Annotated in this window: 8 protein-coding genes; 5 read left to right on the top strand and 3 right to left on the bottom strand. The window is 60.9% G+C overall.

The genetic code is table 11. The features are described 5' to 3' along the window. Positions 1-94 precede the first annotated feature (94 nt). The 4 genes from ABT294_RS21200 (at position 95) to ABT294_RS21185 (ending at position 6,886) form a co-directional block, all read left to right on the top strand. A complete protein-coding gene (locus tag ABT294_RS21200) occupies positions 95-1,276 on the top strand; it encodes a cysteine desulfurase family protein (protein ID WP_350807781.1) in 1,182 nt (393 codons plus the stop codon). 62 nt (positions 1,277-1,338) lie between these two features. Continuing rightward, positions 1,339-2,445 carry a DUF4007 family protein gene (locus ABT294_RS21195; RefSeq protein ID WP_350807780.1) on the top strand — a complete coding sequence of 369 codons (1,107 nt, stop codon included), beginning with the start codon at positions 1,339-1,341 and terminating at the stop codon, positions 2,443-2,445. Then, the gene (locus ABT294_RS21190) at positions 2,442-6,053 is read left to right on the top strand and encodes an ATP-binding protein (RefSeq protein ID WP_350807779.1); all 3,612 of its coding nucleotides are present in this window, start codon (positions 2,442-2,444) and stop codon (positions 6,051-6,053) included. The genes ABT294_RS21195 and ABT294_RS21190 overlap by 4 nt, the downstream gene beginning before the upstream one ends. After that, complete coding sequence (locus tag ABT294_RS21185) at positions 6,050-6,886, top strand: phosphoadenosine phosphosulfate reductase domain-containing protein (RefSeq protein ID WP_350807778.1); 837 nt, start codon at positions 6,050-6,052, stop codon at positions 6,884-6,886. The genes ABT294_RS21190 and ABT294_RS21185 overlap by 4 nt, the downstream gene beginning before the upstream one ends. A gap of 609 nt (positions 6,887-7,495) precedes the next feature. On the opposite strand, the gene ABT294_RS21180 is transcribed toward ABT294_RS21185, so the two are convergent. The 3 genes from ABT294_RS21180 to ABT294_RS21170 form a co-directional block, all read right to left on the bottom strand. After that, positions 7,496-7,684 (bottom strand): hypothetical protein, encoded by a 189-nt coding sequence (locus tag ABT294_RS21180; RefSeq protein ID WP_350807777.1) that lies wholly within the window; start codon positions 7,682-7,684, stop codon positions 7,496-7,498. A gap of 427 nt (positions 7,685-8,111) precedes the next feature. Then, on the bottom strand, positions 8,112-10,430 hold the full coding sequence (locus ABT294_RS21175) for a DUF262 domain-containing protein (protein ID WP_350807776.1): 2,319 nt from the start codon (positions 10,428-10,430) through the stop codon (positions 8,112-8,114). A 551-nt stretch (positions 10,431-10,981) separates the two neighbouring features. Next, positions 10,982-11,716, bottom strand: a complete 735-nt coding sequence (locus ABT294_RS21170) for an XRE family transcriptional regulator (protein WP_350807774.1) — start codon at positions 11,714-11,716, stop codon at positions 10,982-10,984. 147 nt (positions 11,717-11,863) lie between these two features. Between ABT294_RS21170 and ABT294_RS21165 the strand changes: the two genes are divergently transcribed. Next, complete coding sequence (locus tag ABT294_RS21165; protein WP_350807773.1) at positions 11,864-12,208, top strand: hypothetical protein; 345 nt, start codon at positions 11,864-11,866, stop codon at positions 12,206-12,208. Positions 12,209-12,210: the final 2 nt, after the last annotated feature.

The raw sequence follows: 12,210 nt of genomic DNA, 5'->3' as shown, positions 1-12,210 counted from the left end.
TCGCGGGTGTCGGTTAGGATCTCCCTGCACTCCTGGTGGAACGAGAGACTCCACGAACGAGAGCTGCCAGGAGTGACCACAGAAGGGCAGCGCGATGGGGCAGACGATGTCAGACGGTCGGACGGATGTGGTTTACCTCGATTACAACGCCACCGCACCACTTCGCCCGGAAGCTCTAGAAGCCACCCTCGGTGCACTCCATTGCGTGGGCAATGCTTCCAGCGTCCATCATCTGGGCCGCGACGCCGCTAGTCGTGTGGACACAGCCCGCCGTCAACTCGCCGAGCTGCTCACTTGCACTCCGGGTGAGATTATTTTCACCTCCGGGGCCACGGAGGCTAATAACTTGGCTCTGCGCGCCGCTCACGCGCGCGGCGGAGTGTTCGTAACGACGGCGGTGGAGCATCCGGCGGTACTAGAAGCCGCCCAAGCTATCACTATGGAGACGCCTGGCTCCCTTGTCGTGCTTCCTGTGGACAAGGACGGCGTTGTCGGTCTGGAGTCTCTGGATGAGGCGCTCCGCCACCATGACGTGGGCGTCGTCTCCGCCATGATTGCGAACAACGAGACCGGTGTCCTGACCGACCTAGGGCCAATCGTCAAAGCGGCTCACGAGGCCGGGGCCTTGGTCCACACCGACGCCACTCAGTATGTTGGTCGGCTCCATCTGGATCTCAACGAGGTGGACGTCGACCTTCTGTCCCTATCGGCCCACAAGTTTGGTGGCCCACAGGGTGTGGGCGCCCTGTTTGTTCGTCGTGGCGTTCCTCTACCTCATCGGCCACTACTTATCGGCGGTGGTCAAGAGCGCGGGTGGCGTGCCGGCACTCTCAATGTGGCAGGGATTGCGGGGCTCGGCGCAGCTGCTCAGGCTGCACGACTACAACTAAAGCATGAGGCCGCGCGTACTACTACGCTGCGTGACAGCTTGGAGCAAGAGCTGATCTCCAACGTGCCCGGCTGCTGGATCAACGGTGCCCCTGTACCCCGTCTGCCGGGTGTCACCAGCGTCACCTTCCCCGGCGTACCAGCGGATGCCGTCCTAGCTGCTATGCCAGAGGTGGCCGCTTCCGATGGCAGCGCATGTTCCTCCGGGGCACCGAGCCCAAGCCACGTCCTGATCGCCATGGGACGCAGCCGCGAAGATGCCGACTCCACAGTGCGATTCTCACTCGGCTACGCCACCACCGAGTGCGACATCGATCGGGCTGTGGATGCCACTGTGCGTGCTGTGACGTACGTCCGATCGGTGATGGCCGGCCCCGCCAAGCCTTGATCGGCATCACCTCCGCATAGCCGCCCTCGTTTAGCCCCTTGTTCACCGAAAGGTCCTACCGCATGTCAGATAGCCGACTCGCTGAAGCCGCCGAACCGAAGTTTGCACGTCACGAAACTTTCGCCCCACGCTTCGGCTGGCTACATAAGGCGTACATGCAGGTCAAGGAGAATAGCGAGATCTTCCACCGCGAGGACGCGCCTGTCCTTCTCGGCGTGGGCAAGAACATGGTCAACGCCATGCGGTACTGGTCACAGGCTTTCAAGCTCACGCAGGAGCATCCCCATGAGGAGCCGTCCTATCGCGCGTACGTCGCTTCGCCTACATGGCGCGCTCGTTGGCTGCTCGACGAAGATGGCGCTGACCCCTACCTCGAAGACACGGGCAGCCTCTGGCTGCTGCACTGGTGGCTGCTCTCGTCCGAGCCCCAGGCCAAGTGCTTGGCACCCACCTGGTATGTGATGTTCCATCTCGCCCCCTTCTCCAGGGTCACCGCGGCTGAGATGGCCACCGTCGTCACCCGCCACGTCCGCGAGAACTTCGACGAAGACAAATGGCCTGCACCAGAGTCGATCAATCGTGACGTGGACTGTCTGATCAAGATGTATGCCCTCGATCAGGAGTTCAACCCGCTCTCTCCGGGCAGCTTCGAGGACTTGCTGGCCTGCCCCTTCCGCGAACTGGGTCTATTGGAAGGCGAAGGCAAGGGCAAGGAGCGGACCTGGCGCTTCACCAGTCGTTCCCGGTCCAGCCTGCCGGCATCGGTATTGGTCTATGCCTGCCTGGACTACGCCTCCCGGTTCTCAGCGAGCGCCGGCTCCATCTCACTGGCACGGCTCGCCAACGAACCCGGCGCCCCGGGACGCGCATTCCGCACACGGGAACCGGAGCTAACCAAGGCCATCGAGTCTCTTGTCAGCGAACACCCTGATCTGCAAATCGTCGAGGCTCTTGGCCAACGGAGCCTGGCCTTCACCAAGGCTGCTCAAGCCCTTGCCTGGGAAGTTCTTGACGAGCACTATGGGCGGGTTCAAGAGCGAGAAGGATTCCCAACTCCGCAGGAGTGGGCTAAGCAATACCCCGGCCTTGATGGTGGCAGCCACAAGCGCTCGCGCAAGAAGTTGCCCCAGCAGTCCGAGGAGCTGGAACTGATCGAGGAGAACGTGTGACCACGGCGACAAAGAGCCCCCGGCGTGCTCGCCAGGCCAAGGCCACCGCTCAGTTTCCGGCGGGCATCGGCCTGGTCGGTTCTGAGCTGCGCTCCACCAACCTTGAGCGCGATGTTCGCGAAAGGCACCTGAACTCCCCCTACGTGGGAGCACGTGCCCTGAACGTGCTCGAACGCGTCACCAATGCTGTCGCCGATCTAAAGCGCACCCGCGCTTGGTCCTTCACCGGTCCGTACGGTTCCGGCAAGTCGACCTTGTCGAACCTGTTCGATGCCTTCCTTGGGCATGACCCCTACCGCCAGGCCGAGGCTCAGGCGGCAGTGGCCGCGACCAGCCCTGACCTTGCCACACGCTTTGCTCAGGTCCGTGATGAACTCGCCCCAGAAGGGTTCCTGGGTGCTGTCGCAACCGCACATCGGGAGCCTCTAGCCGCCACTGTGCACCGGGCCTTGCAGACCGCCGCGGAGCGCAGATGGAACAAGCGGCCCCCGCAGGCTGTTGCGGAGGCACTCGCCGCTTGCATGGAGTACCAGGTACCGACGACGGCAAATCTCATCGACGCTGTCATCGCACTGTGCAGCGAGGCGCCTCTTCTGTTGATCATCGACGAGTTCGGCAAGACACTTGAGCACCTCGCCGTCGACGGAGATTCCGGAAGCGCTGAGAGCGACGTGTTCCTGCTACAGGTGCTCGCAGAAAGGGGCGCCGGACACTCGGGGCTGCCGCTGTTCATATTCACGCTGCAGCACCTGGCATTCACCGACTACGCAGCACGATCAAGCACCATTCAGACCCAGGAATGGGCCAAGGTTCAGGGCCGGTTCGAAGACATCACCTTCGCGCCGAACCTCGGCGACGCTGTTCACCTGATGCGGCGACGCCTGGACCTGTCGGCTGTCCAGGAGACGGGCCGTGAGCTCATCCAGGAGCAGGCACAAGCATCAGCAGAAGCATGGCGGGGACACGCCCTGAACGCCGTCGTGGACATTTCCACGGAGACATTCGCCAGCCTGTACCCGCTGCACCCGCTCACCGCTATCGCCGCTCCGCTTCTCGCGTCCCAGATCGGTCAACATGACCGCAGCCTCACCGGATTCCTCGCAAGTGACGAGCCGAACACGGTTCGCCGCACCCTGGAGACACTGTCGGCAGATACACCCGAGCGGGCCTCTACGATCCGCCTGCCGCAGTTGTACGACTACTTCTTTGCCTCCGGACGCACCACCATCCTGGCCTCAACTAACGCTAGCCGATGGCTGGAGGTTGACAACCGCCTAAACGAGGCACACGGTCTACCGCCCGAAGACCGGGATCTTCTCAAGGCGATCGGCATCCTGAACCTGATCGACGCCGACGGCGTACTACGCGCCACTCCGGCCATGATCCAATTTGCGCTGCACGATCCGGTTGACGCCCCGGCCCTCGAGCGCTTCGTTGCCATGCAAGAGCGTCTGAAGAAGCTCGTGGACGATGGGTTCGTCGTCCATCGCGCATACAGCAACGAGTACCGCATCTGGCAAGGTACCGACGTCGACATCGACGCTCGGGTTAGGGAAATTGCCACCCGTATCGACCCATCCGATGTTGTCCAGTACTTCAATAAGCACCTAGGAACGGTACTTCCCGCGGCCGTGGTTGCCGGCGGGCACAGCCAGCGCACCGGCATGCTGCGCTACTTTGTTACTGCAGTCAGCCACCAGACCGAGAAACTAGACGGCCCCGAAGTCGTACAGGACGCAGCGGACGGGCTCATCGTCTACCATCTTGGGACACTGGAAAACCGGCCCGTAGTCAACTCTCAGCTGCCCGTATTGATCGGCACCACCAAAAATCCTGCGGCTGTCCTTCAGTCAGGTATCAACCTCGTAGCGCTGGAAGAGCTCCTCGAAGACGACGCCCTCGACCACGTGGCCGCCCGAGAGGTCGCCGAACGGGCTGCGGATATCTCCCGCAACATCGGCACGCTGCTGGGCGAAGCATTCAATCCCCTAAGTCCGCAGTCCACCTGGCACCTGTGGGAAGAGGGCACCAAAAGCAGTAGCGAGCCGAGTGAGGCCATTAAGGCCCGCAGTTATGCCGGCCTGGCCTCCAGAGCTTGCGATCAGGTCTACCGGTTCACTCCCCACATCCGTAACGAGATGGTCGGGCGCCACCAGCTCACCAGCAATGCCTCCCGCGCCCGCCGTGAGCTGCTCACCGCCATGCTGCAGCGCTCGGGGTATCCCCTCCTTGGATATGCGAAGGATAAGTACACGCCCGAGCGGGCGATGTATCACGGCGTTGTGGAGTACCTAGGACTTCACCGCGCTGCTGGAGAGTCCAGTAGTGGCACTCAAACCGACAGCATTCTCACACACGGCATCTCACGTCCGAGCCCGCAGAAGAACGACAGCGTCATGGCCGCCTGGGAAGCTCTCGAAGAAGCGCTGACCAGTGCGAAGCAGCTCACGCCCATCGTTGACATCTACCACCGGCTCATGGCTCCCCCTTACGGAGTCAAGGCAGGCGTTGTCCCGATCCTCGTGGTTACCGCGCTCATTCTGCGCGCCCAGGACATCGCCCTGTTCGAAGACGGCAACTACTGCCAGAGGCTGACCCCGGAGATCGTGGAACGGCTCAACGTCCCATATCCAGACCGCTTCGCCGTAAAGGCCGCGCCTGTCGGACGTGGCCAGCGCCGGCTAGTGGTCGACGGCTTGGCCTCGTCCCTGGACGTAGATGCTCCCCGCTCGATCTCAGCGCGTAACCCCAAGCTGCTCGCTGTCACACGAGCGATGCTGGAGCGCGTCATGGTCCTGCAGCCCTACGCGCGGCAGACCCGGCGCCTCAGTCCCGAAGCTCTCGTGATCCGCGAAGTGCTGTCCACGGCGACTGATCCAGACGAGCTGGTTTTCACCTCTCTGCCTAAGGCTGTGGGCTTCGAACCGATCCGGACGAGCACTCCCGAAGATGAGCAGACCGCCAGCGCATACGTCTCACGCCTGGTCGCCGCCCTTGACGACCTTTCCGGCGCCAGCGCAGCCCTGCGGCAGGAAGTCGTGATGACGATCGGTCGTGAGTTCCGACTGCCAGCGGATCTCAAAGAGCTGCGGTCTGGTCTGACCGAGCGGCTCCACGGATTCTCGGGTAGTGCACTTGAGCTCAGTCTGCAGGGATTCATCTCCCGTGTGCTCAATGAGAGTCTGCCGGATGATGACTGGCTCGACCCGATCATAATCCGCCTCACGAACAAGGCACTCGGCGACTGGACCGATAGAGACGTCGAGAGCTTTCCCCGTCAGGTCAAGGAGGTGGCGCGTGCCCTCGACCGTGTCAGCCACCTCTATGAAATGCGCGAGACTTCGATCCTTGACACGGAGGTGGCCAAGCCTCGGCAGATCGAAACCCAGCTGCTGACACTCACCACCCCGGAAGGGACCGAAGAGCGCACCCTTATCCATGTGCCAAAGCAGTCCCGCCAAGCCGCTGATGAACTCGTTGTCAGTGTCATCAGGCAGGCTGAGAAAGCACTAGGCCCCGACGGCGCGCGCATCCTGCTCGCCGCCCTGGCCGAGCGCCTCGCCGCAACGGACACCGATGCGGCCCCCCAGAGGAAGGACAAGCTGTGACTGATACCAACAGCTCCAGCGGGAAGAAGCGTCACGTCCTCGGTCTGTCCGGTGGCAAGGACTCCTCCGCCCTCGCCGTCTACATGCGCGAACGTGAGCCTGACATGGAGTACTTCTTCTGTGATACCGGCGCTGAGCTACCGGAGACGTACGAGTACCTCAACCGGCTTGAGGCCGCAGTTGGCAAGCCGATCTTAAGGCTCAATTCAACACGCGACTTCGACCACTGGCTTGAGGTCTACCAGGGAACGCTTCCTAGTCCTCAGATGCGCTGGTGCACCAAGAACCTGAAAATCAGGCCGCTAGAGGAGTGGGTCGGTAACGATGAGGTGATCTCCTATGTCGCGATCCGCGCAGACGAGAACCGGCTCGGTTACGTCAGTACCAAGCCGAATATCACGGCGGTCTTCCCGTTCCGCGAGGACGGCATCGACCGTGCCGGAGTTGACCGAATCCTTGACGAGGCAGGTATCGGCCTGCCCGGCTATTACGAGTGGCGAACCCGGTCAGGCTGCTACTTCTGCTTCTTCCAGCGGAAGCACGAGTGGGTCGGGCTCAAGGATCGCCACCCAGAGCTCTTCGAGCAGGCCATCGCCTACGAAGAGAAGGTCAACTACAGGCGCACTGCCATGCAGGACCGGCAATACACCTGGTCCCAGGGCGAGTCACTGCATGAGCTGATAGAGCGGCGGGATGAGATTGAGGCAAAGCACCAGACCGCCCTCGAGCGGGCTGCGAAGCGCGTGAAGCCGAACCGCCCACTGCTGGAGATCCTTTCTGATGCCCATGACGAGGAGGACGATCAGGCGGGGTGTGCGGTGTGCCACCTCTAATGCGACGGCATGAAGAGGCTCGCTAGTCGACGCGCACACATGTATGGCGCACCGTCCCGGGTTCGATAATTATCGAACCCGGGACGGTTCAGTCAGCGAATGGGAGTGGAGCGGATGTCTTATCTGCTGGGTCACAGCGAGATCGCCTGCGTTTTCGACGTGGCTCCAGACACCCCTTGGCTTTGGTGTCGTCAGGATGTTGTTAGTGGCTGACGTTGCCATCAGCACTATCGTGTTCAGTGGCAAGGCCCGAAAGGAGGGCCGGGCAGTTCTCTGAGTCAACCCCTGTCTGGGATTAAGAGCGTAGTTGCTGGTCACGACCGCAGCATGAAGCGTCCTGAGTGCGGTGAGGACGCGGTGACTTCGATGGCAAGGTGACCCGGACCGCAGCGAAGCGAGGACCGGAAGCGCCGCGGCAGCGCTCTAATCGGAACATGGTGTGCGGCGTCTGCTGTGGTGGACGGTGGGATCGTAGGAGGTGAGTTGCGCCAGCAAGCGTGGATGACGCGTAGCCAGCCGCGCCCCAGGATGCGCACCGCGTTGGGGCGGCGTTTGCCGCGGTCGCGGGCGCGTTGGTAGGTCTCCTGGGCCCAGGGGTCGGTCTGCCGGCTATTGTCGGCGAAGTGGGGCATGGCTTTGTGGGCGGCCCAGTTGGCGTTGTGTCGGAAGCCGACGGTGTGCTTTGCCGCTGGCGCGGGTGACGTGAGCCATGCCGACCTCGGCGGCGAGCTGGTCAGCGATCGGGCCGCGTTCCAGCAAGGGGCCGATCTCGCTGATGATCTGGGCGAGGTTGACCATGCCGACCCGAGGCAGGGCGCGGAACAGGAAGGCGTAGGGGCGCTCGTCCAGTGCCTTGCTTAGGGCGATCTACAGGTCGGCGATGCCGCGGGTAAGGGCGCGAACCTGCTCGGTCTGCGCGTGATCAGGACGGTAGCGGTCTGGCGGTCGATCCGGCTGGTGGGCCGAGAGGCCTGGAGAAGGCTACCTACATGAGCTATCAGCTCATCGTGAAGAGATCGGACCAAGCGCCAGGCAACGCTCGACCACGCAGCCAAATGTTCTCGGCGCACCTTCCTCTGATTGATGTCCTGTCCGACGCCCTCGATGAGGATGACGACTCCACAGCATGCGCTGTTTGCCAGTTATAACCGTCTGCTCTCAAAGCAAACAATGTTGTAACGGGGGCTTGGTGATCCGTATGGACTGCCAAGCCCAATCGCAGCACTTACTGCACAGCTCCTAAACCGAGCCAGGGCGCTAGGGAGTCCCACGCGAGTCCGCTCAGTCGTTCCGAGCGGTCGTGGACAAATTGAGGGGTCCACTCCTCCTGTCGCTGCGCGACAGCAGCCACTAGTGGAAGATAGCGAGCTTCGCGGATCACATCGGCCCCCTTGCCGAGCAAAAGCCCTTGAGCCTCGGCATCCTGAAGCATCTTTTCGGCCTCCTCTACCGTTACGGCGGATAGAGCCCGGAACATCAATTTCTTAAGGTGCCAGGATCTATTGCTGGCCGAGGAGTTTTCGACGATTGGCAGAAGGGTTAGATTCCCCAGCCTATTGATCATATTTGCGTCGTCGTAAAGAAGTGAGCTCCATCCGCCATCTCCCGGGTTGGTCTGTGGGGCTACATGCTCGATCGTCGCAAAAGCCGTATCGTCCCAATGCTCAAGCTCCAGCGTTTCGAGAAGCCCACTCTTCCCTCGTATAACCAACCCTGGAATGGAAGTATCCGGTGTCGAATTACGGGATGCGGCGAGCAGGAGGAGTTTCGTGAGTGGTTTTGACGCCGAATATACAGGAGTTAGAGATGCCCGAGCTACCCACTGCTCTCGATTTTCGATGCTTTCGCTGCGAAGCTTTTCGCGTAGGAACTCTTGGAGTTTTTCTACAGGTGGAACCTCGGTCAAATCGGAACCGAAACGGGCGAACCGTCGACTCATCCCATCGAATGTATAGGTCATAAGCGACCGATAGATGCCATCGATGCCATTAGTGCCTCCGAAAGCGCCTCTCCACAACGCGTAGAAAGCACCGCATGATCGAGCAGCAAGAAGGAACTGCTGAGCTGTGTACTCAACATCTTCTTGAGGCCCAAGGCGGTGCGCAGCGAAGTAACGAGCCAGAGGGGCGACGACGATCTCATGACCACCATCACGGAGAACTGCAAGCGAGAGTCCAGCCTGCTTTCGCAAAGAGATATCTGCTTGTACGGGCAGCTTTGGGGGGTTTGCCCATGGGCCTTCATAAAAGCGGACGACTTGCGCTAGGCCAGCCAAAACCTTCCGGCGAGTTTCGATGTCGTCGTCCTTATCAAAAACTCCGCGCAGGTATTGGCGCTGATTATTTAGTCTTTTCGTGAGCTTGCTCCCATCTTGAAAGAGAGCAAATGGCAGCAAAATGCTGCTTGTAACTGTTTGGCGCTTGTCGGCAGACGAACTGCTTTCGCGGTCGAGATAAGCTTCAATAGTGTCGAAGTGTTGCTTGGATTCGGAATTTTGCCACTCATCCAAGCCTTCCGCTCGAATAGCGCGAGGCTTGAAAGTCTCGATTGCCGTTAGGGGCTGGCCGGTCGTATTTAAGGCCTCGAACATGTCAAAGCCATAATCTTCCCGCTTCGCCGTCACAACTGCTACCGTGACGCGATGCAGGAGATAGTTGGCGAAAACTATGAGACGAGTGAGCGATGAAATTCTAGCATCTTCACACAAGCTATTGATTACCGTTTCGGGGAACTCGCTATTAAAAAGTGCGAGTTGCAGATTGGTGGAGTCTCCGATATCGCTTCCCGAAGGAATTGCAATATCCTCTTCCCGTAGAGCCGCAGAGCCCACCGCTCTTCGCAGAATCACGCGCATCTGGTCGCGCATACGATCGAGGTGTTTATACGCCTCAAGATCGACGCTTCCAGCTTTATCTGCATCGATTGGCGGGTGTCTGTACGCCTTCGTAGCCTCTGCGCTTCGCGCATAGATGCCATACATGTGCAAGCAATATCCGATCGGCGACTTATAGCGTGCCTCGCCCTTGTTTCGAGACCAAACGTCGTAATACGATCGAATCAACCGCGGATAGTAACGGTGCTCACCGTAACGCATATCTTCTTCATAGCAGTCCGTCAAGCGGCCTGTGGCGTCGAGAGCCTGATTATAACACCAAATCGATGCTTCGTCGTTTTGGGGCAGCTTCTCGGCGCGAACTTTGATCTCTTCATGCAAGACCGTTGCGAGCAGGAGCAGTGTGGTTATCCTCTGCTGGCCATCGATGATGGTCATCACTTTGGATGGGACCTGAGAGCGAAACATCGGATCTACTGTTGTGTATTCCATATCGCGGAGCGCGATTACTGTGCCGAGAAAGCAAATGGAGTCCTTAAACTCCGTCAGCTGGTCCAGTCCATGTGCGACATCGCTCAATAGGCGCTTAATCTTTGAGCTTTCCCAACTGTATGCGCGCTGGTAGGGAGGAATGTAGAGTCCCTGCCCTGTTTCGCTCAAGAACTGCGACACGGAAAGGGGGGCAGCGTCGAAAATTTCTCGCGTTTCCATGTTACCTACTCTTGTCAATCTTCGCTGGGGCGATGACGGGAGGTGCGTGACCATCGTCGCACAAGGGACTAAATATGGGGAGACCTATCGGGCAGATCGATCGCTAGCCAAGGCGCCATGCGAACCCGTGAGGTGGGTCGGATATCGCGGCAGGATGTCGTGTCACATGTTCTCAGTGGTGTCCTGCGTGAGGATCAGCCAAGGTGCTGCCTTTTGCTGCTCTGCCATCTGTAACCGACTCATCGTGACGAGGGCCAGGGGCTGGCGGGACCCCACGCACTTTCTACCGTTATCCAAGGCAACCATTGGCGGCTCTGATAGCCGCACTGCCAGCTCATGCTGCTTCATCTATTTAGGTTCGCTATCTGGCGAGTTGCAGGCGCGTGGGCGGCGTTGGCCCGGACCGGCCGGAGAGCCGCAGCCGGGCCAGCCGGCCGACCGGCGCGCCGCGAGCCGCCGCAGGCGGGTCGCCTTGATGACGTGCAGATATTTGGCTTTCTGATCTTGGTCCCGCGCTGTTTCTTGTGATCTCTGATGGCTTTGACGGCCGCTCAGGTCGGACTTGTATAGGGCGTTGCGGTCGCCCAGACGCCTTCGAAGCTGGCCAGGTAGGTTGCCGCTGCTGCGGCTGGCTCTGCAGCTCGGAGATGGATGACGGGAGCCTCGGCTGCGGGTGTGCCGTAGGCGTGGGTGTTGACCAGCAGGTCGTCGTCCGCTCGGTAGATCGAGTTGTAGAGCACTGTCCGGTGAAGCCGGATCTCGGCTTGGTCGATGTCGCTGAGCATGCCGTACAGAAGAAGAGCGTTCCTTGCGCGCGCGGCCATGACGCCGGCGCCGATGCCCTCTTCGATCCCTCGGGCTGCGATCTGGGGGGCGTCAGCGTCGCCCAGGAGGATGCGCAGCTTCACGCCTGCGCGGGCTTGTCGGGCCAGCAGGCGGATGATGCCGGTGTCCTCGGCGAGGAACAGGCCGCTGTAGGTGAGGATGCCGATCTCGCGGGTCGCGGATTGAAAGAGGAGTCGCCAGGCAGATTGTGGGACGGCCCAGCGATGTGGATAGAGGGCCTGCACTTCATCGCAGAAGGCGCGACGTTGCCGAGAGATGGCCGGCCAGAGGTCGGCTTCGTCGACGTGGAGGAGGTCGGCGACGGCCCAGCGGTGGCGCGGATGCGGGGTCCGGCCTTGAAGCCAGCGGCTTACGGTCTTGGGATCGACGGCGAGTTGTGCGGCCACGTCTACGGGCTGGAGACGGGCGTTGTTCAAGGCGTGGCGAAGGTTGTCGTTCATGGGGGCGTACCTCCGGGGGACCGGGCCTTCTGCCTGGGAAGCTAACACAAGACGTCCCTAGACGTCCCCGAGTTGCGGTGTAAAGGTTCCGCGCAGCGAGCGAACCTCGACGTACACCTACCGTGACGGCGAAGGGACAGTCTGTTCATGAACGGCATCAAGGAACGCCAGCGCGCCTGCCAGGAAGTGCTGCTGGCGGCGCTACGCAATGAATTGGCGGGGCGGGACGTGTCCGCGGCGTTCCTCATCGAGGACGACGGTCGGCCGGGTGTCGAGGTGCTCGATGCGACGGAGCGCCCTCGCCGCGTCTACGTCCACCTTCAGTTTCGGTGGTTCTACTGGGGTGATCGGCCGGACGAGCGGACTTCCTACGTTCAGCTCTTCCACGCTGTCGAGCGGATCCAGCAAGCCGCCCAGCAGGGCTGGAGGCAGGGGGAGCAAGGGGAGCTCAGCTTCAGCCTGAACAAGATCGCCAACGCTTATCAGTTCTGAGA

The organism is Nonomuraea sp. NPDC000554 (genome assembly GCF_040300065.1).
Lineage (GTDB): Bacteria > Actinomycetota > Actinomycetes > Streptosporangiales > Streptosporangiaceae > Nonomuraea.
This window is presented reverse-complemented; position numbering and strand designations above follow the sequence as displayed.